This window comes from Bacillus sp. FSL P4-0290 (assembly GCF_037975435.1).
In the GTDB taxonomy this organism is placed as follows: Bacteria; Bacillota; Bacilli; order Bacillales; family Bacillaceae; genus Bacillus; species Bacillus subtilis.
Window position 1 is genome coordinate 2964697 of the sequence record NZ_CP150253.1, and the last position, 22539, is coordinate 2987235.

The following is a 22539-nucleotide window of genomic DNA, read 5'->3' on the forward strand; positions in this document are numbered from 1 at the left end:
TCCCTCCTACTTCGCATAGAGATACATCATTCTCGGCGAACCGGATTGCGATAGAATTTCTCTCATATTCAAAAAATCAATTTCACTTTTAAACATTTTGTTCGCGCCCATGGAAAACAGTGAGCCTAATCCGAAGCTTTCCTCATAAGAAATGACAGAGACGTTTTTCAAATCCTTGTGATCCTTTTTCATGGCCGTAATGGTATCGTCATAAAAACCAAGCTCATCAACGAGGTTCAGTTTTTTCGCCTGCCGTCCGTCATACACGCGGCCGTCCGCAATTTTCTTTACCTCTGCTTTCGGCATGCCGCGCCCTTTTGAAATGACATCAACAAAGCCTTCATACGAATTATCAACCATCGATTGCATGATGTTTTTTTCTTCTTTCGTCATCTCACGGGAAGGAGACATAATGTCCTTATGGGCCCCGCTCTTAATCGTTTCAAAAGAAATGCCAAGCTTGTCGGCAAGCTTTGAATAATTGACGCTTTCCATAATGACGCCGAGTGACCCGGTCAGGGTTTCCGGTGTCGCAAAAATCTTATCAGCCGCTGTTGAGATGTAATAGCCTCCTGATGCTGCCATCGAACCCATTGACACGTAAATCGGTTTTTTCGTTTCTTTCTTGATTTCTTCCAGTTTCTTATGTATTTCAGCACTTTCATACACTCCGCCACCCGGAGAATTCACCTTCAGAACGATACCTTTGACCGTCTTGTCATCTTTTGCGCGCTCAAGGTTTTTTAAGAACGTTCTGTGGTTATATCCGTCTGCACCAAGCAGACTGCTTGAGTCCCCATTATCCTGAATGGTGCCGCTGACCTCTAATACGGCAATTTTACTTGAGGGACTGCCGTTTTCCAGCGTCTTCTCCTGCGATTCATCCGTCAGTGATGTGAGATCCGTTTGAGCGCCTTTGACGCTTTCAAAGAAACTCATAGAGATGCTGACGATAATAGACACGCCGAAAATCCCCAGAGCAATCACTAATGCAATCCATCTTTTTGCATTCATTTTTTCTCCTCCTTTTTCCTAAACTCTCTCATTATACGATTCAATATGAAAAATGTTTCACTTCATGAGAAAGCTCCGGCTTAACGGGCTGCCGGCAAACGTGGTACACTTATGGCCAAAGGTATTTTATCACAAATACTGGATGGCAGAAAAACTTAAATATGACAGCAAAGGGGAAATGGGATATGACCGATCAACGCCGTAATGTTTATTTTTTTCACAAACAGGATCAGGAAACGAACGAACAAGCCCGCTCGTTAACACAATTAGCGGAAGAGCATGGATTTACCGTTGTGAACCAGCACTCAGACGCCAATATTATCGCTAGCATTGGCGGGGACGGCACATTTTTGCAGGCAGTCAGAAAGACGAATTTTCGTGACGACTGCTTGTACGTCGGCATTACCAAAAAGGGGAAAGCTCATTTATATTGCGACTTTCATAGTGATGAGCGAGAAAAAATGGTCGATGCAATGACGTTTGAACAAATTGAAGTGAGAAAATACCCGCTGATTGAAGTGACAGTGGATCAAGCCAGTCCTTTTCACTGCTTAAACGAGGTATCCATCCGCTCAAGCATCATCAAAACCTTTGTGATGGACGTGCTGATTGACGATCTGCACTTTGAAACGTTTAGAGGTGACGGAATGATTATCTCAACGCCTACAGGGAGCACCGCCTATAACAAGTCTGTTGCAGGAGCTGTTGTTGATCCATTGCTTCCATGCATGCAGGTATCAGAGCTTGCATCCCTTAACAATAATACCTACCGGACACTCGGCTCGCCATTTGTCCTCAGCTCTGACCGAAAGCTGACCCTTCGTGTGGTGCAGGACGGCAACGAACACCCAATCATCGGCTTGGACAATGAAGCACTCAGCACGAGAAATGTGAAAACGATCGAAATCAAACTGTCTAATAAGAAAATCAAAACAGTCAAACTAAAGGACAATTCATTTTGGGAAAAAGTGAAGCGTACTTTTTTATAGAAAATAAAAGGACAGGCTGCTGCCTGTCCTTTTATGATTTCTCATATACAATCTGGCCGTTAATCACGGTTTTTTTAATCTCTAAAAGATGAAGCTGTGCGGGGTCAATGGCAAACGGATCACCACTGAGAACTGTAAAATCCGCGTCATAGCCTTCCGCAATTTTTCCGCGTGACTTCTCTTTATAAATGATACCGGCGCTACCTTCTGTATAAAGCTTTATCGCTTCATATACAGGTAAACATTCACTTTCATTATAGCTTGGCCCGTTTTGCTCATGACTGCTTTTCCGGAGGACCGCGGACTGGATCCCTAGAAGCGGGTCAACAGGCTCAATCGGGGCGTCTGAACCGCCCGCGCATAAAATGCCTTTAGATATGAGGGTTTTCCAGGCAAATGCAGTCTTCATCCGGTCTTTTCCGAGACGGTCAATGACCCACGGAAAGTCGCTTGCAACGAAGTGCGGCTGAAGGTCAAGTGCGATCGGCATGCGTGCTGCTCTCTCGATTAATTCGTTATCAAGCACTTGAGCATGAATAAGCCGATCATGCCGGCCGTTTTTGGGCGGATGCTTTTCTATTGCGTTCAGCACTTTTTCAAAAGCAAGATCGCCGATTGCATGAACAGCAACCTCCATCCCTTTTTCTCTCGCTTTGCGAATGAGCCGGCCAAGGGTTTCGTCATCGTGAACCTGAACACCATTTGTTGATGGATCATCCTGATATGGTTCTTTCAATAAAGCCGTTCTCCCGCCAAGCGCCCCGTCCGCAAAGATTTTCATAGCACCGAACTCCACATACGGGCCGGACAGCTTCTCCAGCTGCTCCCATCGATCGACAGCTTCATGATGAACGAGCAAATGGCAGCGAAACGGATACTTTCCGCCAGCGGCAGCTTTCTCATAAGCTTTCATCGGCACCGAAACATCACCATAATAGGACAAGTCTTCCGAATGACCGCCCGTCAGGCCTTTTGTCCAGCAATCCTTTATTGCAGCCGTTAATGCCTCATCAACATAGTGCTGGGAGACTGGCGGGACAGCCTTCAGAATCAAATCCTGCGCCTTATCAAACAGGAGTCCGGTCGGCTCGCCATTTGCATCTTTTACGATGACTCCGCCGTCAGGATCAGGAGTATTTCTTGAAATTCCCGCTGCTTGAAGAGCCGCAGAATTGACAGCTATTGCATGCCGGCATATACGCTTGAGCAAGACGGGCCTGTCAGGAAACAGGCGATCAAGATCATGCTTAGTCAAGTAGTCAGGTGTCTCAAACTGATTTTCATTCCAGCCTTCTCCAATGAGCCAATCGTTTTTAGGAAGCTGCCGCTCTCTTTCCTTCGCAGCCTGTAAAATTGAATCTTTCGACGTCAGTGCGGACAGATCGAGCTGAAGCTGTTTCTCACCGTGGCCGATCAAATGTAGATGGCTGTCAACAAAACCGGGGAACATCACTGCTCCGTTCAGGCTGATTTCTTCTGTTTCCGGCGACCCGTACTTTTCCTTCAAACGTTCATAGCTGCCGGTGCCTTTTATAACACCATCCTCAACATAAACTGCCTCAGTCCGATCGCCTTCTTCGAGCATCGTATAAATGAAACCGCCGTGCCATATCGCCTTCATTCACGTTCACTCTCTTTCTTTACGCCTTTTTATTGGCTTTGAGCTGTTCTTCACGTTTTCTTAATTCCACTCGTCTGATTTTTGCAGAAGCCGTTTTCGGCAGGCTTTCCACAAATTCAATTTCTCTAGGATATTTGTATGGAGCGGTAATCGTCTTCACATGGTTTTGCAGCATTTTGACAAGCTCATCACTGCGTTTTTCATGATTTTGCAGGACAACATATGCCTTTACGATGGAGCCTCTGATTTCATCAGGGCTTGCGACAACAGCACATTCTTTTACTTCTGGGTGCTTAACAAGCGCGTCTTCCACCTCGAAAGGCCCGATCGTATAGCCGGAGCTGATAATAATATCGTCATTTCGGCTTTCAAACCAGAAGTAACCTTCCTCATCTTTTCTTGCTCTGTCTCCCGTTAGGAAATAATCGCCGCGAATTTGTGTTTTCATTCTTTCCGGATCTTTAAAATACTCTTTAAAGAGCGCAGGCGTACTGAGGTGAACAGCGATATCGCCAACCTCACCAGTTTTGCAGATTTCACCGTCTTCATTTATGATCTCCACCTGATTTCCCGGTGTCGGTTTTCCCATGCTTCCCGGTTTAATAGGCGTATCTTTCAAAACACCAACCAAAAGCGTGCTTTCAGTTTGGCCATATCCGTCCCGTACCTTAATGCCAAAGTGCTTTTGGAAAACATCAATGACTTCACGGTTGAGCGGCTCACCTGCGGAAACAGCGCTGTGCAGGGCAGAAAGATCAAAGCGGTCCAAGCCCTCGACCTTCGCCATTAAGCGGTATTCTGTCGGCGTACAGCAGAAAACATTGATTTTGTAGCGATTTAAAAGCTCTAGATATTTTTCTGCTTTGAATCTGCCGTGGTACACAAAACCGGTTGCTCCGCTGCCAAGCACCGCTAAAAACGGACTCCATACCCACTTTTGCCAGCCAGGGGCAGCAGTTGCCCAGACGATATCCTTTTCAGAAATATCAAGCCAAGCGCCGGCAGAAGTTTTTAAATGAGCAAATGCCCATCCATGTGTATGTACAACACCTTTCGGCTGACCTGTTGTCCCGGATGTATAAGATAAGAAAGCCATATCATCTCTTGTTGTGTCAGCTGTTTTAAATTGGCTTCCGTCCGCTTCAATTGATAAGAGGTTTTTCCAGCCGGCATCATTTTCACCAATAGACAGTGTAATCAGTTTGTCAGCCGTACTGACATCCCGGAAAGCGCCAATAAATTCTGAGTAGACGATGGCGCCTTTTACCTCTGCATGTTCAATCCGGTATTCAAGATCTTTCGCGCGAAGCATTTCGGAGCACGGAATGACAACCATTCCTGATTTCAGGATAGCCAAATAAACGGCATAGGCTTCAAGCACCCGCGGAACCATTACAATCAGCTTGTCTCCCTTTTTAAATCCAAGATCAGCTAAGGCCGCTCCGATTTTATTTGTTTCTTCCATCAGCTTTTCATACGACCAAGATACTTGCTTACCCGACTCGTCCTCCCACAGAAGAGCGGTTTTTTGTCCAGCGGCACTGAACTTTTCCATTTCATTCACTAAATTATATTGCATAGGGGCAATTAAATCTTCACGTTTTAACACGAACAACTCCTCACTTTCTCCACCCATTATACATAAATACAGGCTCTTTCCGTAAGGATATGCCTAAAAGCAACCTCTGTAAACATAGATTTTATAGGCCGCTGGTCCTTTTTTATATGTAAAAAATGAAAAGGAGTGGGGATACCCCCACTCCTAAGCCATTATGTGAAATTGTAAATTAGAATTGTCCTCCGCCCATGTTTTGTTGAGCAAAAGATACAAGACGTTTTGTGATCTCTCCTCCAACAGAACCGTTAGCGCGAGAAGTTGTGTCTGCTCCAAGGTTTACACCGAATTCAGAAGCGATTTCTAATTTCATTTGGTCGATCGCTTGAGCAGCTCCTGGTACTAAAAGGTTGTTGCTGTTACCTGAGTTATTGTTAGCCATGTGTCTCACCTCCTTGTGAGTATAGAATGTGTCAAAACACATGGCTTCATTCAGAAAAACTTTGGTAATTGTATACAGGAGCTGAAAATTGATTTAAAAGAGTTCAGCGAATTTATCGTTAGCTTCTTGTTCGCTATAAAGGGTCATTGTCTCAATGTTATCTACCGCTTCTTGAATATACGGCTCGAAATCAACAAAGCTTTCAAAGTGTTCAATTTTCTCTTTTTTAGGGCGTGTTTTCGGGCTTGGCGGTGTAAAGATCGTGCAGCAGTCTTCAAATGGCTGAATGCTTGTCTCATATGTGCCAATTTCCCGTGATTTTTCGATGATTTCTGTTTTGTCCATGGCGATTAGCGGACGCAAAATCGGTGTTGACGTCACCGCATTAATTGCATACATGCTTTCAAGCGTTTGGCTCGCTACCTGACCGAGGCTTTCTCCCGTAATAATGGCAAGCCCGTTTCTCTTTTCTCTGATTCTGTCGGCTATCTGAAGCATGAGGCGGCGGGTTGCCGTCATTGTGTAATTTTCAGGAATTTGTTTTTGGATGAGCTCTTGCGTTTTTGTAAATGGAACAATATGAAGTGTCATGCTTCCCCCAAAACGGGACAGACATTTCGCCAGATCCATTACCTTTTGCTTTGCGCGCTCGCTTGTGTATGGCGGGCTGAAGAAATGAACAGCTTCTACCGACAATCCCCGTTTCATCGCATAAAAACCGGCCACAGGGCTGTCAAAACCGCCAGAAAGCATCAGCATCGCTTTTCCTGCTGAACCAACTGGCAGCCCGCCTGCACCTTTTTCATCACGAATTGTCAAAAATGTTGCTTCTTCCCTGATTTCGATTCTGAGCGGGATGTCTGGGTTGCGAACATCGACCGTCAATCCTTCTGTATTTCGCAAAATATGGCCGCCGATTTCAGCGTTCATCTGGTTTGTATCTAATTCAAATTGCTTATACGCTCTCTTTGTCGCGACTTTAAACGTATCACCTGGTTTATACTGATCTTTGATAGCCTTTAGTGCGGTTGCCTTAATATCATCAAGGCGGCTGTCACATTTAATTGCCAGGCTGAAGCTTTGAATCCCAAACACTTGCTTTAAATGAGGAAAAAGAGCCTCAGGATCCTCTCCATTTAATGTAATCGTCATACGATCCCTGTTGGAAAAGTATTTTAAATTCGGATAGTCTTTCAAAACGAGTCTGATGTTTTGTTTTAAGCGCTCAATAAAGCTTTTTCTGTTTTTGCCTTTGGTCGAAATTTCCCCAAAACGAATTAATATATGATCGTAATTCATGTTCTACCTCATCATTTTCCTTAATTTTTTGATACCAGGACGAAGCGCGTTCATAAACGGTTCTGCCACATCGCTTGTCTGTCTGTAATTTAAACTGATTCTGATGCTGCTTCCGGCAATCTGCTCTCCTTTGCCCATCTCTAAGAGAACCTTGCTGGGCTTATGTTCTTTTGCCGAGCAAGCCGATGTTGTGGAGACGAAAATATCCTGTTCCTCAAGCATGTGTAAAAGCACTTCCGCTTTAATCCCCGGTACAGAGAAATTAATAATGTGCGGCGCGCTATTCATTTGAGGCGTGTTGATAACGACGCCCTCAATTTCACTCAGCCTTTTCATAAACAATTCCTTTGCGGCAGTCATCGTGTCAAGCCGTGTGTCAAAATCAGCAGAGGCAAGATTAATGGCCTTGGCAAGCGAAACCGCTCCAGCAGTATGTTCTGTTCCGGCCCGTATGCCTTTTTGCTGAGAGCCTCCCGTTATGAGCGGAATAAGGCGTGTTCCCTCTTTTACAATAAGTGCGCCTGTCCCCTTTAGGCCGTGAAATTTATGCCCCGAAATTGAACATAGATCAATGCCGGCCTTTTCAATTGCCAAGGGCACTTTATAGATGCCCTGCACATAATCGACGTGGAACAAAATGTTCGGGTGCTTCTTCAGCACTTCCCCTGCCGCTTCAATCGGCTGCACGGAACCGACTTCATTGTTCACATGCATCATGCTGACAAGCACGGTATCGGGACGGATGGCTGCTTTTAGATCTTCAATAGAAACAAATCCGTCTTCATTCACAGAAAGATAAGTGATATCAAACCCGAACAACTCTTTCAGCTGTTCTAACGATTCCGTAACAGATGGATGTTCAATAGAAGTGGCAATGATATGTTTGCCTGTTTTTATCTTTGACAAAGCCGCTCCTTTTAAAGCCGCATTATTGGCTTCTGTGGCGCCTGACGTAAATACAATATCATATTTTTTTAGGCCTAAGGACCTTTTGATTTGATTTTTGGCTGCTTGAAACAGCTGTTCCGTTTCGGCTCCATATCGGTGCAAAGATGAAGGATTGCCAAAGTATCGGCTGCTTGTCTGTTCATATACGTTCAAGACTTCATCGTAAGGCTTCGTCGTTGAACTATTATCTAAATATATCATCTTTTTTACTCCTTTATGAAAGCGGTACAAGGTATGATATTTATGTTACCATAACAAAATTTAATAGAAAATTACGAAAAACTAGTATTGACTTCTAATTTTTTTACCATATAATAAGATTTGTTCGTTTCGTCATATTATCTGACAATTAATTGACAGAATATTTTAACATAATTATTAGGAGGATTTTTTTCATGAAACACTCACTGCCTGTCAAAGATACCATTATTATTGGTTTCATGCTATTTGCGTTATTCTTTGGAGCAGGAAATATGATTTATCCGCCGGAACTTGGACAAGCAGCCGGACACAACGTCTGGAAGGCCATCGGCGGATTTTTACTGACAGGGGTAGGCCTGCCGCTTCTCGGCATTATCGCCATCGCATTAACCGGTAAGGACGCTAAAGGCCTTGCTGACAAAGCGCACCCAGTTTTCGGTACAATCTTTACTGTCGTGCTTTATTTATCAATCGGACCATTATTCGCCATCCCGAGAACAGGAACTGTTTCATATGAAATTGGCGCTGTTCCGTTTTTGACTGGCGTACCAGAAAGACTTTCTTTATTAATATTTACACTTATCTTTTTCGGCGTTACGTACTATTTAGCGTTAAACCCATCCAAGGTTGTCGATCGAGTCGGAAAAATTCTGACTCCCATCAAATTCACGATTATTTTAATCATTGTTCTCAAAGCCATCTTCACGCCGATGGGCGGATTGGGCGCCGTGACAGAAGCATATAAAGGAACACCGGTTTTTAAAGGATTTTTAGAAGGCTATAAAACAATGGACGCACTTGCTTCAATTGTATTTGGCGTTGTCGTTGTAAATGCTGTAAAAAGCAAAGGCGTTACACAGTCTAAAGCTCTTGCTGCAGCCTGCATTAAAGCAGGTGTGATTGCCGCTTTAGGCCTGACTTTCATTTATGTATCCCTTGCTTATTTAGGTGCAACAAGCACAAATGCAATCGGTCCTGTTGGTGAAGGAGCTAAAATTTTATCTGCGTCTTCCCATTATTTATTCGGTTCATTAGGCAACATCGTACTCGGAGCAGCGATTACAGTCGCATGTTTAACAACAAGCATCGGCCTTGTCACATCTTGCGGCCAATATTTTTCAAAACTTATTCCGGCATTATCATATAAAATTGTCGTTACGATTGTCACGTTATTCAGCTTGATCATTGCGAATTTCGGACTCGCGCAAATTATCGCGTTTTCTGTTCCTATTTTATCAGCTATCTATCCGCTTGCCATTGTCATTATCGTTCTTTCCTTCATCGATAAGATCTTTAAAGAAAGACGCGAAGTGTACATCGCATGCTTGATCGGTACAGGACTTTTCAGTATTTTAGACGGTATCAAAGCAGCCGGTTTTTCACTTGGATCTTTAGATGTGTTTCTAAATGCGAATCTTCCTCTTTACAGCCTCGGCATCGGCTGGGTGCTTCCAGGAATCGTCGGAGCGGTTATCGGCTATGTGCTGACCTTATTCATCGGACCATCCAAACAGCTTAATGAAATAAGTTAATGTCACAAAACGCCTGCGTTATTGCGCAGGCGTTTTGTAATGAAAAAAAGAGCCTGCTCATTACACTGCGGGCTCTTTTTCATGGTCGTGATTATCTAAGCGGATATGTCAGCTTTGATTTTTTCAACTGCACCTGGCGCAGCCTTTTCTACAGCGGCAGCGGCAATTTCATAAGAGTCGTCATAATCAAAAGCATAAAAACGTCTTTCCGCTTCTTTCAGCTGTTCAGATAAAATATGATTCTGGCTTCTGAACCGGTTTCCGAACTGAATGATTTTTTCAATGAGGATGACCTGCTCGACAAGTTCCTCTGATTCCCGGCTTGCCCTGTTGACGATATCTTCTGCTTGCTTCAAATGGGCTCCGGCTTCTTCCATATTTAATGGAAGTTCGTTTAGTTGATTGACTGTTTCTTGAATATGATGATGCGCGTTCTCCAGCATCTCTTGAATATGGCTCGGAATGCCTGGAATGTTGCTAGTCTTCAGCAGTCTAGCTGTCTCAGAAATTGTTTTTTTCAAATTGCTGAGCGTCTCCCTCGCCTGAAGCTCTTCTTTTCTCAGCGCTTGCAGATTTTCACGATACTCGGCATGCTCTTTTTTCACTTCTTCAATTTGCTTCTCTATTGAAGCAACTTCTTCTACTAAAAGTGAGTAAGCGACATGCTCTGCATCAAGCTTATCTTTAACGGATGATAGCAGCTTTCCAATTTCATCAAGGCGCTTTTCAAAAGCCTGCTGTTTGCCGAGCTCACCGGCTGTCAGCCTGTAGCTTTCCTTCACCAGCTCAGTTTCCGCTTTCGTATGCTCTTTCTCTTCTTTAAGCTTGTCGTAAGCAATAATCAATTCAGGCATTTTGCTTAGTACGGATTGACCGGCTTCAACTTCGCCCTCCAGCTGCTGATAAACAGATTGAATATTTTCGTCAATGAGCTGCAGGATTGCGGACGCTTCATCAATATCCAGCTCAGTCATCAGGACATGTTCCGCTCGTTTCAGCTGGTTTGACAGATTTTCTAATTCCTTATCAAGCTGGATATGCTCAAGCTTGTACCCTTTTTCTTTCATTTCGCCATAGCCATCCTTGAGCTTTGCAATCTGTCCGGGCACCGTCTGTTTACAGTCAGCTAACAGCTTCGGCACATCATCTATGTATGACTGAAGCCGTTCAAGATTGCGGTCCTGCTCAAGCAGTACTTTTCGTGCAGTAATATAGTTTCCGCCTTCTGTTTCTTCTTCAAATTGTTTGATGCCGCTCCAAATTTCGTCCAGATCCTTTTCAAGGCTGTCATAAAGCTCCCCGTAAAGGTGGCTGTAAGCCAGCAGGTTTTTTCGAGATTTCGAATAGCGCTCCCTCACCTGTTCAATCTCTTCACGGCTCTTTTCCTCACTTGTGACAAGATCGCTGATTTCCCGAAGAATCTTTTCAATGCTTGATTCAGCCGCTGTCAGCAGGTCGTCGATATGAACGAGCACTTGATTGGCCTTTTTAAACCGGTATTTGTCTGCATTTTCCTCGGCATCATAAAGGAGCTCTTCAACTTTCGGCATGTGGGCTGTGACAATCTCATCCCATTCTTCACGCCACTTCTCAAAGAACTCTTCTGTCTGACCCGTCATTTTTAAATGTTTTATTTTAGACATTTCTTCCACGATCGACCGATTCAGAATTTCAATCTTCCACGATTCCAGCCGGTCGATTTCGGCGTAGACTTTTTTCCTGAAAAAGTAGCCTGCCGCAAACAGCGCAAGCAGTACAATTAATAATCCAATGACAAACTCCATAATGAGCCCCCTTGCTGTTTACCTTAATCTGTCAGGGTGTTTTATTTATTCAGAAAGATTTCAGGATATGTATTGAGAAAAACTGTCGTTTTCATTGTTATTATGATACCATGTAACAAACATTTTTTGACCAGAAATCAAAAACTTTTTGTGCAAAATCGGCAGGATTTGACTATTTTTTCATGGGGTGACATCAATGCAAAAGCGAGACGGACATATTCACACACCATTTTGCCCTCACGGCTCCAATGACACACTCAGACAATATGCAGAAGAAGCCTTAAAAAAAGGGTTCGAATCGATTACTTTTACCGAACACGCCCCATTGCCGCCCTCTTTTACCGATCCCACGCCGCTGAAAGACAGCGCGATGGCGCAAGCTTCTTTGGAACGCTATATTCATGAAATTTCCGGATTAAAAAAAGAATATCGCGGACAGCTTAGCATACGGACAGGGCTTGAAGTCGATTATATCGCTGAATTTGAAGACGAAATTACATTATTCCTAGACACATACGGGCCATATTTAGATGACAGCATCTTATCCGTTCATTTTTTGCGCACAGACTCTTCCTATCTATGCCTTGATTATGACGAGCATACCTTCAAAGAGCTGATTTCAGCCTGCGGAAGCATTGAAGCGGTATATGAACAATATTACCGGAGTATCTATTCTTCCATTGTAGCATCTCTCGGCGTTTATAAGCCAAAAAGAGTCGGTCACATCACACTCGTCCAAAAATTCATCAAGCTGTTTCCATACAGCATGTCAGAGCATATTCGCGGCCTCGTTTCCCTGTGCTTAAATGCCATTGAAGAAAACGGAATGGAGCTCGACTTCAATACTTCCGGCTTAAGAAAAACTTACGCTGGCGGTATTTATATCGAGGATTGGATGCTGAATGAAGCGAAGCAAAAGAAGATCCCGCTTGTGTTTGGGTCTGATGCCCATCAAGCGGGAGATGTCGGATATGCGTATGAGACGTTTTTGGAACGGTGCTAATTGGTGAGCGCCACGTCTCCTGTCCGGAAGACGCTTCTGATCCAAATCTTGATTTCTTCAAAATACATTTTATAAAAATACGGCTCGTGCGGCTGCATGTAGAGTACTTCTGAAATATATTGAGGCTGGAGATAGGGCATCATCAAGAGAGATTTTAATTGGAGAATAAAATGAGGCAGCGGCAGCGTTAAATATTCACGCTGTTTTTCTCCTTCCTCAATGATCAGCTGGAAGATATACTTTTCCTTCATTAGATATGTCGACATAATTTCCCTGATTAATGTGGAGTCAATTGTGACTTCCCGGTAGACAAAACGAGTTAATTGACGATGATTATGCTGATAGGATAAAATATCGAAAACCAATTGAAGAAGCTGTTCCTGCGTGCTTTGAGTAGAGATATTGCTTGCCGCTGTTTCAAGCGTTTTGCTGTAGCCTTCGTAAAACTCTGAAACTAAGTGTTCCATCAAGCCTCCTTTGCCTTTAAAATAGTAGGAGATGTGCGCAACATTTACATCAGCTGACTTTGCGATTTCACGGACAGACGTGCCAGAAAATCCTTTTTGGTTAAAAAGCATGACAGCAGATTCAATAATTTTGTCTTTGGTGCTTACTTTCATACGGCTCACTCCTTCCTCTTGATACTATTCAAGCAGAAAGCCGCTGTTCCTGTAAGAACTTATCGACAAATGCCGGCAGAAAAGCCGGAACTTTGTTTTATATTATAGAAAAAGTGAGGGTTTTCCATGTTCCATGTCGAAAAACAATCTGGAGATAAAGAAAAAGACTATCAGCTTCTGCTAAAACAGCTCGAAGCCATGACCGAAGACGAAACAGACCAAATAGCTAACTATGCAAATGCCTCAGCACTGCTGTATCATTCGCTGCCTGAAGTCAACTGGGCGGGTTTCTATTTTGCCAAAGAAGAGGATGGACAGCTTGTGTTAGGTCCGTTCCAAGGCCTGCCGGCATGTGTTCGGATTCCTTTCGGCAGAGGGGTTTGCGGCACAGCGTACGCAAACGGAAAAGTGGAACGTGTTGAGGATGTAAACGCGTTTCCGGGACATATCGCCTGCGATGCAGCGTCTCAATCAGAAATTGTGCTTCCGATTCGTGTAGACGGAAAAATTGTCGGCGTCTTGGACATCGACAGCCCAGTGAAAAACCGTTTCGACGAAATTGATGAAAAATACTTAACTCAATTTGCCGAAACGCTAGAAAAAGCGTTAGCGCAGTAATATAAAAGCCCAAAACTGATATCGTTTTGGGCTTTTTTTATTTTATTGAGTCATGAATCATCAAGCGGTTTTTCCCGCTCCGTTTCGCGCTGTAGAGCGCTTCGTCTGCCTCATGCACAAGCTCTTTCAGCGACTTTTTTGTTTCTGTCGTCCAGCAGGAGATACCGCAGGAAATGGTTACCCCGGGTTTCGTATTTTTTCTGACTGCATAAACCAGTCGCTCGGTAATCCGTTTCCCCACTGCAACCGGCACATTTGGCAAATAAATCGCCAGCTCCTCTCCTCCCCAGCGGGCACCGACATCATGCTTTCGGATGTTGCTTTTAATCACTGAAGCGACTTGAATTAAAATCTCGTCCCCAGTCTGATGGCCGTACGTATCATTTACATTCTTAAAATTATCAATATCAACAAGAATAAAAACACCCTTTTGGTGGATTTTCATGCTGTATTGAATTTTTTCATCTAAATACGCTCGTGAATACAGTTCAGTCAGCTGATCTGTTTTCACGAGATGCTCAAGGCGGTCGCGAAGCATTGAATTGGTTACAGCCAGTGTCGCGTGATGAATCAGCGCCTGAAACAGCTTGTACATTTCAAATGTAAAAGCGTACAGCTCCTGTTTCAATAAAACCGCAAAGCCTAAAAGCCGGTCGTTTTGAATCATCGGAGCAGCCATCAGCGAGCCGTACCCCGCCTTCCCAAAAACAGACTGGCCATTCCCGATGAAAACCCCTTTTTCACCTTCATACAGCTTTTCTTTCAGCTCATTATAAAAATCTGACGGCTTCGCTTCTTTAAAAAATGCTGTGCTGCCTGGGAGCAATGTTAGGTTTTCAAAATGGTCTATATGAAAAAATCCCACTTCTTCTGCCTGAAACGATTCTGCCATTCTCACAGCCAGATCATTCATTGTATCAGTCAATGTCAGCCGCTGATTCAGGCGTCGTGATGTTTCATTAATCAATTCCAAATTTGCGATGCTTGCTTTGGATTGTTCGTAGAGCTGGGCATTTTCAAACGCTTTTCCCGCGGCGTTTGCTAACAGCGACATTTCATCAAGGCAGGCATCAGTAAGAAAGCTGTCACCCGTTCCTTCAGCCTTCAACACCCCGTATGTGCCCTGCTGTCCTTTGATCGGAATATAGGCGACAGATTCATTTTTCCGCAAAATGTCTCCGGACAAATACACTTTGAGCGCAAAGGAATCGGATTTTTCCCCTTCCATATACAGCTCTTTTGCAGGAATCCCTAAACATTGGTCTTGATCGTGCGATATAAATAAAGAAAACTCAAAAAGAGAAAATGTGCTTGTCAAGCTTTCTAAAAGCTGCTTCAGCACATCTGTCTGATCAAGCAGTGAATGGAACAGCTCTGTCATTTTGTATATCTTTTTTTGGTAGATCGTTTTGTTATAGAGCCTTTCCTGTTTCATCGACTGGTTTAAAAATGAAGCAACCACGTCCGGAAGCCCTTCAGGAATCTCTTCATCCTGCCTGCATGCAAGATGGAAACGCCTGCCGGAGCCGTCCTCAATCAGATAACATGAAGCGTTTATTTTTGAAGCGGAAAAACGCGCTTCACCATCTGCCAGCTTTGTCACAAAGTCTGATGGTGACGGTGTAAGCGAAACACACAGGGTTGAAAAATAGGTTTGAATAGCCGAAGTCAGCCATATGAAAGAGTCGGTGAATGTGACTTTTTCAGATTTGGTTAATAAAAAATCGAGCATATGATAATGAAAGGCGGATAATTGATCTTTAGTTTGTTCTACCATGTTTTTATCACCTAAAAGTTTACCACTAATTTTTGTTTATTATATCATAAACGGTAAAGCAATAATGGAGGAATGGTTGACTTCAAAACAAATAAATTATATAATGACCTTTGTGTGAAATATTGCAGCCTTTTTGTTCAGCTTCTATGTTTTCATTTTGTTCCTTATCAATAAGGTGTATCGTGTAACTCTCTGCTGCTGGAGCGAGGATACATGAAAACAAAATGTGCATGGTCGAATAGAGCAGACGGTTTTTATTTTCCACAAAAATAAAACCAAAGGAGGAGTCACATTATGGCTCGCTATACAGGTCCATCTTGGAAACTGTCCCGCCGTCTAGGAATCTCTCTTAGCGGTACAGGAAAAGAATTAGAAAAACGCCCTTACGCTCCAGGTCCACACGGCCCAGGACAACGTAAAAAATTATCAGAATACGGTTTGCAATTGCAAGAAAAGCAAAAGCTTCGTCACATGTACGGTGTAAACGAACGTCAATTCCGCACTTTGTTTGACAAAGCTGGCAAACTAGCTGGTAAACACGGTGAAAACTTCATGATTCTTTTAGATTCTCGTCTTGATAACGTTGTGTACAAGCTAGGTTTAGCACGTACTCGCCGTCAAGCTCGCCAATTGGTTAACCACGGTCACATTCTTGTAGACGGAAGCCGCGTTGACATCCCGTCTTACCTAGTGAAACCTGGTCAAACAATCGGTGTTCGCGAAAAATCAAGAAACCTTTCTATCATCAAAGAATCTGTTGAAGTGAACAACTTCGTTCCTGAATACCTTACTTTCGACGCTGAAAAGCTTGAAGGTACTTTCACTCGTCTTCCTGAGCGTTCTGAACTTGCTCCGGAAATTAACGAAGCGCTTATCGTTGAGTTCTACTCTCGTTAATCGTTTTAAAAACCCCTGCCGCTATGCGGTCGGGGTTTTTTTATCGTCTGTTTCTTCATTCGCCTCTTGTTGGCCAACACTATCTTGCGCCTGCTGATCCCAGTAATCCTGTTGCAGCCGTTCTTTTGCAATCGTACACATGAGATTCACACTTTAGCGCTCCTTTCATTTAAAAGGTGGTGATTGGTCGTGTTTGCCCTATCTAATATACTCTTTTCCTTTCATTCCTATGCGGTAAACAAAAAGATCCTTTGCCTTCAGTGGCAAAGGATCTTTTTCTTATTTATACGTCACAAGGAAATATTTTTTCTTTCCGCGACGCAGAACAGTAAATTGATTTTCAATACGGTCTTCTGCTGATAGGGTATAATTTATTTCCGTCTGGCGTTCACCGTTAATGTAAACAGCTCCGTTTTGAATGTCTTCACGCGCTTGGCGTTTAGAAGGAGATAATTTAGATTGCACCAACACATCTACAAGTGAAAGCTCTTGGGTGCTGTCAACTTCCATAGAAGGAACATCTTTAAAGCCTACTTTTACGTCTTGAGCAGAAAGCTCTTTAATATTGCCGCTGAACAGCGCTTGGGAGATGTTGATGGCTTGCTCCAGCGCCTCGCGTCCGTGAACAAGCGATGTCACTTCTTCTGCCAGGCGTTTTTGCGCTTCACGTTTTTCTGGCGCCGTTTCTGTTTTTTCAGCGTATGCTTCAATTTCCTCTTTTGAAAGGAACGTAAAGTATTTCAAGTATTTGACAACGTCACGGTCGTCTGTGTTGATCCAGAATTGATAGAATTCATATGGCGATGTTTTTTCTTTATCAAGCCAGATCGCGCCGCCTTCCGTTTTTCCGAACTTCGTGCCGTCTGCTTTTGTGACAAGCGGAATCGTTAGGCCGAACGCTTTTGCTCCTTCTTCTTCTGATTTTCTGATCAGTTCAAGACCCGCTGTGATGTTGCCCCACTGATCGCTTCCGCCGATTTGCAGTTTACAGTTTTTGTCTCTGTAAAGATTTAAGAAATCATAAGATTGAAGAATCATGTAGCTGAATTCCGTGTACGAGATGCCAGATTCAATTCTTGAGCTGACCGTATCTTTTGCCAGCATGTAATTGATGCCGAAATTTTTACCAACGTCACGAAGGAAATCGATCACATTCATTTTGCCGATCCAGTCAAAGTTGTTCGCGATGACAGCTGGGTTTTCTGCTGCTTCAAAATCTAGAAATCTGGACAGCTGGTTTTTGATTTTTTGGGACCATTCGGATACGATATCAGCAGTGTTTAATGTACGCTCTGCTTTTTTTCCGCTTGGATCACCGATGAGGCCCGTCGCGCCGCCCACAAGCGCAATCGGATGATGCCCTGCAAGCTGAAAACGGCGAAGTGTTAAAATAGGCAGCAGGTGTCCGATATGCAAGCTGTCTGCTGTCGGATCAAAGCCTGAGTACAAGTGGATTTTTTCTTCATTCAGCTGTTTATTTAACCCTTCTTCATCTGTCATTTGCTGAATCAATCCGCGGAAGGATAAGTCTTCAAGTAAGTTTGTCATAAGATAAAGCTCCTTTTTTGATTAAAATAAAAAACGCCCCTTCGTTTACACGAAGGGACGATTGATTATCGCGGTACCACCCTACTAATAAGAGAATGCAAACATTCGTCTTATCACTTTGCCTGATAACGGATCAGGTCCGTTCTTTCACTACTGAAAGCCTGGCCGGCTTTGTTTGCAAAAGCGGTTCATGAGTGTATTCGATATATCCGTCTGTGCTGATTTTCACCGGCCATCAGCTCTCTGGAACGTAAGGATATTCTACTTGTCTCAATCTTTACCTTTTCATATGAAGCTATATCATTTTTAACATAAATAAAATCCTGTGTCAACGCCGCCTTTTAATCCTCCATTGTTGACAGATCTCCAGCCGGCAGATTAAGCTCCCATGCCTTCAGCACGCGCCTCATGATCTTTCCGCTTCGGGTTTTCGGAAGCTTATCTTTAAATTCGATCTCACGCGGAGCCGCATGGGCTGCAAGACCCTGCTTTACAAATAGGCGGATCTCTTCTTTCAGTTTATCAGACGGCTCAAATCCTTCCCTGAGTGCAATAAAGGCTTTAATGATTTCTCCACGCACCGGGTCAGGCTTTCCGATTACGCCTGCTTCTGCAATAGCCGGATGTTCGACAAGCTTGCTTTCCACTTCAAATGGGCCGACGCGCTCACCGGAGGTCATGATGACGTCATCAACTCTGCCTTGGAACCAAAAGTATCCCTCTTCATCCATGTAAGCAGAATCCCCAGACACATACCAGCCGCCCGGCATGAAATACGATTCATACTTTTCAGGGTTATTCCAAATGGTATGCATCATGGAAGGCCAGCCCTTTTTGATGGCGAGATTGCCCATTCGGTACGGGGGAAGCTCGTTGCCTTGATTGTCAACGATCGCTGCCTCCACTCCTGGAATCGGCTTACCCATTGAACCCGGTTTAATATCCATGCAAGGATAGTTGCAGATGAGCTGACTGCCCGTTTCGGTCATCCACCAGGTATCATGGATTCGTTTGTTAAAAACTTTATGTCCCCATCTGATGACTTCCGGATTTAGCGGCTCACCGACACTGAGCACATGCCGGAGTGAAGTTAGATCATATTTCGCAGCCATTTCATCTCCCGCTCCCATCAGCATCCGAAAAGCTGTCGGCGCGCTGTACCAGACATTGACGCCAAGCTGTTCAATCGTTCCATACCAGCTTTCCGGGCTGAAACGTCCGCCGACGATGACATTTGTCGCTCCGTTTAGCCACGGTGCAAAAATGCCGTATACCGTACCTGTCACCCAGCCTGGATCAGCCGTGCACCAATAAATGTCTTCTTCCTTTAAATCAAGGACCCACTTTCCTGTTTGATATTGCTGAATCATCGCTTCATGGACATGCAGCACGCCCTTTGGCGTACCAGTGGAACCTGATGTATAGTGAAGCAGAAAGCCGTCTTTTTTATCCATCCATTCGATATCCAGTCTTGTGCTTTCCTGTTTCGCTGCTTCATCATAATTGATGATATTCGTGCCGCTCTCAGCCTCTCCCCCGACTACGAAGACATGCTGCAAGTGAGGCAGTTTGTCTACCGGTATTCTCTCCAGCAGCTCAGGTGTTGTGACAACAACCTTTGCCTCACTGTTTTCAAGCCGGTCTTTCACCGCTCCCTCCATAAATGCTTCGAACAGCGGCCCGGCGATGGCGCCAATTTTGATTGCGCCAAGCATAATAAAATAAAGCTCGGGTGATCTCGGCATAAAAATAAAAACGCGGTCCCCTTTTTCCACATTTCCATACCGTCTCAGCACATTCCCGGCTCTGTTTGATTCTTCCTTCATTTCTTTAAACGTGTATTTTTCATCCCTTTTTGCGTCTTTATAATAAAGCGCTACTTTGTTTTTTCGAAACGATTCGGCATGGCGGTCAATCGCTTCATACGCCGCATTCAGTTTCCCTGTCTCATGCCAAGAGAAATGTTTCTCCGCCTCGGCCCAATCAAAATGCCGGTACGTTTCTTCATAGTTTTTTAAGTTATGATCCCCCTCTATTGCTGGTAACGCTTTCAAATTCATGCCCAAACATCCCCCTTTGCTGAAGTTGTCACAATTATTATAGTATATATTCATATTCTTCTCAATTTTTAAAATATAAACCATGTTGAAAACGCTTTATAATTTGGTATTCTTAAAGAAGGCATGTATTTTTATAAGAATTGATGGGACGGTGAATTAGTGGAACATCATAAAACATACCATTCAGCAAACATCAAAACAGCAACCGGCTCTATACTGATAGAAGGGCCTGTCTCTCCAGAGGATTTGGCAGGTTATGAGTTTCATAAAGATTTAACCGCATTTCGCCCGCCTCGCGAGCAGCATGAAGCGCTAGTCGACATTGCAGGCCTTCCCGAAGGGCGCATTATTATTGCCAGAGACGGCCGAACCATTGTCGGCTATGTCACGTATTTATATCCTGACCCGCTCGAAAGATGGTCTGAAGGAAATATGGAGGATTTGATTGAGCTCGGAGCCATCGAAGTAGCGCCGGACTATCGGGGATGCGCTGTCGGAAAGACGCTCCTGACCGTCAGCATGATGGATGAACAAATGGAAAACTACATTGTGATGACGACAGAATATTACTGGCATTGGGATTTAAAAGGGATGAACAAAGATGTGTGGGAATACAGAAAGATCATGGAAAAGATGATGAATGCAGGCGGATTGGTCTGGTTTGCAACGGATGAGCCGGAGATCAGCTCCCACCCTGCAAACTGTCTGATGGCCCGCATTGGAAAAAACGTCAGCCAAGAATCAATTGAGCAATTTGACAGGCTCCGTTTTTATCATCGTTATATGTATTAACTGACACTGGCAAAGGGGAAAAAATAATGATTGTTGAGCAAATCATGAAAAGAGATGTCATTACATTAACGAAGACAGATACGCTTGAAACAGCCATATGCAAACTGAAGGAATTCCATATCAGACATCTGCCTGTTGTAGATGAAGAACGACACGTGATCGGCATGATTACAGACAGAGACATGAAACAGGCCAGCCCGAGTATTTTTGAAGAAAACAAACGAAGCCTATTTCTCACACGAAGCGTAGATTCAATTATGAAAAAGGATGTTGTCTGCGCCCATCCGTTAGATTTTGTCGAAGAAATATCAGCCGTGTTCTACGAGCATGGCATCGGCTGCCTTCCAGTGGTGCACCATCAAAAATTAATAGGCATTTTAACAAAAACCGATTTGCTGCGGACGTTTGTCAAATTGACAGGCGCTGACCAGCCGGGATCGCAAATTGAGATAAAAGTAAACGACATCACCAAAAGCCTCGCTGAGATCAGCAGTCTTTGCCAAGACCTTCAAGTGAAAATATTAAGCGTGCTTGTTTATCCGCATGACGATCCCGGTGTAAAAGTGCTTGTCTTCCGTGTAAAAACGATGAATCCGCTGCCGTTTTTGCAGGCATTACAAAGAAATGGACACCACGTCGTATGGCCGTCAGAGCAAAGGGATCTGCTATGAGAGACAGTGTATTTATCTATTCTCCATCCTACCAAACCTATATGTTTCATCAGGAGCATCCCTTTAATCAGCAGCGGGTTCTGTTAACATATGATTTGCTTAAGACGATCAATGCCTTTGATGATGGAGACATTGTCACCCCCAGACTCGCTTCAGAAGAGGAGCTTTCCCTTGTCCACACGGACGATTACATTCAGGCCGTAAAGCTTGCGGGCGCCGGAAAGCTTCCCGCTGAAGAAGGAGAAAGCTACGGGCTCGGCACTGAAGACACACCCGTCTTTGCCGGCATGCACGAAGCGGCATCACTCTTGGTCGGCGGCACTTTAACGGCCGCAGACTGGGTCATGTCAGGACAAGCCCTGCATGCGGCAAACCTTGGTGGAGGGCTTCATCATGGCTTTCGCGGGAGAGCATCAGGATTCTGCATATACAACGACAGCGCTGTGGCGATTCAATATATCCAGAAAAAATATAGCGCCAGAGTGCTTTATATTGATACGGACGCCCACCACGGGGACGGTGTGCAATTTACATTTTACGATAATCCTGACGTATGCACGCTGTCCATTCATGAAACAGGAAGGTATTTATTCCCTGGAACCGGCCAGATCCAAGAAAAAGGCAGCGGAAAAGGATATGGCTATTCCTTTAATATCCCGCTTGACGCTTTTACAGAGGATGATTCTTTTCTTGAGGCTTACCGGACAGCAGCTTCAGAAGTCGCCGCGTATTTCGAGCCTGATGTCATTATCAGCCAAAACGGCGCCGATGCCCATTACTACGACCCGCTGACGCATTTATCAGCAACAATCAATATATACGAAGAAATCCCCCGTCTTGCACACACTTTGGCTCATCAATATTGCGGAGGGAAATGGATTGCAGTCGGAGGGGGCGGATATGATATTTGGCGTGTCGTGCCCCGCGCCTGGGCCAGAATATGGCTTGAAATGAAGGGAATTGATCCGGGACACGAGATCCCGCCGGAATGGATTGCTAAATGGCAAAAACAATGCCCCGTGGCCCTTCCGTCGAGCTGGAGCGATCCGGCTGATTTATATCCTCCGATTCCCCGCAAGCCTGAAATTACAGAAAAAAATGCCCAAACTGTCAGCAAAGCATTATATGCGATACGTTCTGAACAGCAAAGAACAAAGTAAAAAACGAC

20 protein-coding genes and 1 other annotated feature are annotated in these 22539 nt (G+C 44.2%); of the genes, 8 read left to right on the plus strand and 12 right to left on the minus strand.

Going from position 1 to position 22539, the window contains the following annotated elements:
• Nucleotides 1–6: 6 nt before the first annotated feature.
• Complete coding sequence (sppA, locus tag MKY10_RS15600; RefSeq protein ID WP_046381263.1) at nucleotides 7–1014, minus strand: signal peptide peptidase SppA; 1008 nt, start codon at nucleotides 1012–1014, stop codon at nucleotides 7–9.
• A gap of 185 nt (nucleotides 1015–1199) precedes the next feature.
• Between sppA and MKY10_RS15605 the strand changes: the two genes are divergently transcribed.
• The gene (locus MKY10_RS15605; protein WP_004399091.1) at nucleotides 1200–2003 is read left to right on the plus strand and encodes an NAD kinase; all 804 of its coding nucleotides are present in this window, start codon (nucleotides 1200–1202) and stop codon (nucleotides 2001–2003) included.
• Between the two features lie 31 nt (nucleotides 2004–2034).
• Here the strand turns inward: MKY10_RS15605 and MKY10_RS15610 are convergent, their stop codons facing one another.
• The 5 genes from MKY10_RS15610 to MKY10_RS15630 form a co-directional block, all read right to left on the minus strand.
• Entirely contained in the window at nucleotides 2035–3624 is a 1590-nt protein-coding gene (locus MKY10_RS15610; protein WP_003229333.1) for an amidohydrolase, read from the minus strand.
• 19 nt (nucleotides 3625–3643) lie between these two features.
• Nucleotides 3644–5233 (minus strand): acyl--CoA ligase, encoded by a 1590-nt coding sequence (locus MKY10_RS15615; RefSeq protein WP_048654961.1) that lies wholly within the window; start codon nucleotides 5231–5233, stop codon nucleotides 3644–3646.
• A gap of 178 nt (nucleotides 5234–5411) precedes the next feature.
• Nucleotides 5412–5621: an alpha type acid-soluble spore protein SspA gene (gene sspA, locus MKY10_RS15620; RefSeq protein ID WP_003223491.1), complete on the minus strand. Its 210-nt coding sequence runs from the start codon at nucleotides 5619–5621 to the stop codon at nucleotides 5412–5414.
• Between the two features lie 93 nt (nucleotides 5622–5714).
• The gene (gene thiI, locus MKY10_RS15625; protein ID WP_003229326.1) at nucleotides 5715–6920 is read right to left on the minus strand and encodes a tRNA uracil 4-sulfurtransferase ThiI; all 1206 of its coding nucleotides are present in this window, start codon (nucleotides 6918–6920) and stop codon (nucleotides 5715–5717) included.
• A gap of 3 nt (nucleotides 6921–6923) precedes the next feature.
• Entirely contained in the window at nucleotides 6924–8069 is a 1146-nt protein-coding gene (locus MKY10_RS15630; RefSeq protein WP_044052479.1) for a cysteine desulfurase family protein, read from the minus strand.
• Nucleotides 8070–8263: 194 nt separating this feature from the next.
• On the opposite strand from MKY10_RS15630, the gene brnQ reads away from it, so the two are divergent.
• A complete protein-coding gene (brnQ, locus tag MKY10_RS15635; protein ID WP_003229322.1) occupies nucleotides 8264–9601 on the plus strand; it encodes a branched-chain amino acid transport system II carrier protein in 1338 nt (445 codons plus the stop codon).
• Between the two features lie 95 nt (nucleotides 9602–9696).
• On the opposite strand, the gene ezrA is transcribed toward brnQ, so the two are convergent.
• On the minus strand, nucleotides 9697–11385 hold the full coding sequence (gene ezrA, locus MKY10_RS15640) for a septation ring formation regulator EzrA (RefSeq protein ID WP_041351305.1): 1689 nt from the start codon (nucleotides 11383–11385) through the stop codon (nucleotides 9697–9699).
• A gap of 196 nt (nucleotides 11386–11581) precedes the next feature.
• Here ezrA and hisJ point away from each other — a divergent pair, with 196 nt between their 5' ends.
• Nucleotides 11582–12388, plus strand: coding sequence for a histidinol-phosphatase HisJ (gene hisJ / locus MKY10_RS15645; protein ID WP_029318252.1), 807 nt, complete (start codon nucleotides 11582–11584; stop codon nucleotides 12386–12388).
• On the opposite strand, the gene refZ is transcribed toward hisJ, so the two are convergent.
• Entirely contained in the window at nucleotides 12385–13008 is a 624-nt protein-coding gene (gene refZ, locus MKY10_RS15650) for a transcriptional regulator RefZ (RefSeq protein WP_003229313.1), read from the minus strand. The genes hisJ and refZ overlap by 4 nt on opposite strands.
• Before the next feature lie 126 nt (nucleotides 13009–13134).
• Between refZ and MKY10_RS15655 the strand changes: the two genes are divergently transcribed.
• Entirely contained in the window at nucleotides 13135–13626 is a 492-nt protein-coding gene (locus MKY10_RS15655) for a GAF domain-containing protein (protein WP_014477664.1), read from the plus strand.
• Between the two features lie 37 nt (nucleotides 13627–13663).
• On the opposite strand, the gene MKY10_RS15660 is transcribed toward MKY10_RS15655, so the two are convergent.
• Nucleotides 13664–15403 (minus strand): diguanylate cyclase, encoded by a 1740-nt coding sequence (locus MKY10_RS15660; RefSeq protein WP_015251450.1) that lies wholly within the window; start codon nucleotides 15401–15403, stop codon nucleotides 13664–13666.
• A 294-nt stretch (nucleotides 15404–15697) separates the two neighbouring features.
• Between MKY10_RS15660 and rpsD the strand changes: the two genes are divergently transcribed.
• Entirely contained in the window at nucleotides 15698–16300 is a 603-nt protein-coding gene (rpsD, locus tag MKY10_RS15665; RefSeq protein WP_003229304.1) for a 30S ribosomal protein S4, read from the plus strand.
• A gap of 21 nt (nucleotides 16301–16321) precedes the next feature.
• Here the strand turns inward: rpsD and MKY10_RS15670 are convergent, their stop codons facing one another.
• The 3 genes from MKY10_RS15670 to acsA form a co-directional block, all read right to left on the minus strand.
• Entirely contained in the window at nucleotides 16322–16450 is a 129-nt protein-coding gene (locus MKY10_RS15670; RefSeq protein ID WP_044052478.1) for a hypothetical protein, read from the minus strand.
• A gap of 129 nt (nucleotides 16451–16579) precedes the next feature.
• Nucleotides 16580–17848 carry a tyrosine--tRNA ligase gene (gene tyrS / locus MKY10_RS15675; RefSeq protein ID WP_015251449.1) on the minus strand — a complete coding sequence of 423 codons (1269 nt, stop codon included), beginning with the start codon at nucleotides 17846–17848 and terminating at the stop codon, nucleotides 16580–16582.
• Nucleotides 17849–17898: 50 nt separating this feature from the next.
• Nucleotides 17899–18135 (minus strand) — a binding site (T-box leader).
• Between the two features lie 54 nt (nucleotides 18136–18189).
• Nucleotides 18190–19908, minus strand: a complete 1719-nt coding sequence (acsA, locus tag MKY10_RS15680) for an acetate--CoA ligase (RefSeq protein ID WP_004399030.1) — start codon at nucleotides 19906–19908, stop codon at nucleotides 18190–18192.
• 159 nt (nucleotides 19909–20067) lie between these two features.
• On the opposite strand from acsA, the gene acuA reads away from it, so the two are divergent.
• The 3 genes from acuA to MKY10_RS15695 are packed head-to-tail and all read left to right on the plus strand — an operon-like array spanning nucleotide 20068 to nucleotide 22531.
• A complete protein-coding gene (gene acuA / locus MKY10_RS15685; RefSeq protein ID WP_029726417.1) occupies nucleotides 20068–20700 on the plus strand; it encodes an acetoin utilization protein acetyltransferase AcuA in 633 nt (210 codons plus the stop codon).
• A 26-nt stretch (nucleotides 20701–20726) separates the two neighbouring features.
• The gene (locus tag MKY10_RS15690; protein WP_003229294.1) at nucleotides 20727–21371 is read left to right on the plus strand and encodes an acetoin utilization AcuB family protein; all 645 of its coding nucleotides are present in this window, start codon (nucleotides 20727–20729) and stop codon (nucleotides 21369–21371) included.
• Nucleotides 21368–22531, plus strand: a complete 1164-nt coding sequence (locus MKY10_RS15695; RefSeq protein WP_015251447.1) for an acetoin utilization protein AcuC — start codon at nucleotides 21368–21370, stop codon at nucleotides 22529–22531. The genes MKY10_RS15690 and MKY10_RS15695 overlap by 4 nt, the downstream gene beginning before the upstream one ends.
• Nucleotides 22532–22539 lie beyond the last annotated feature (8 nt).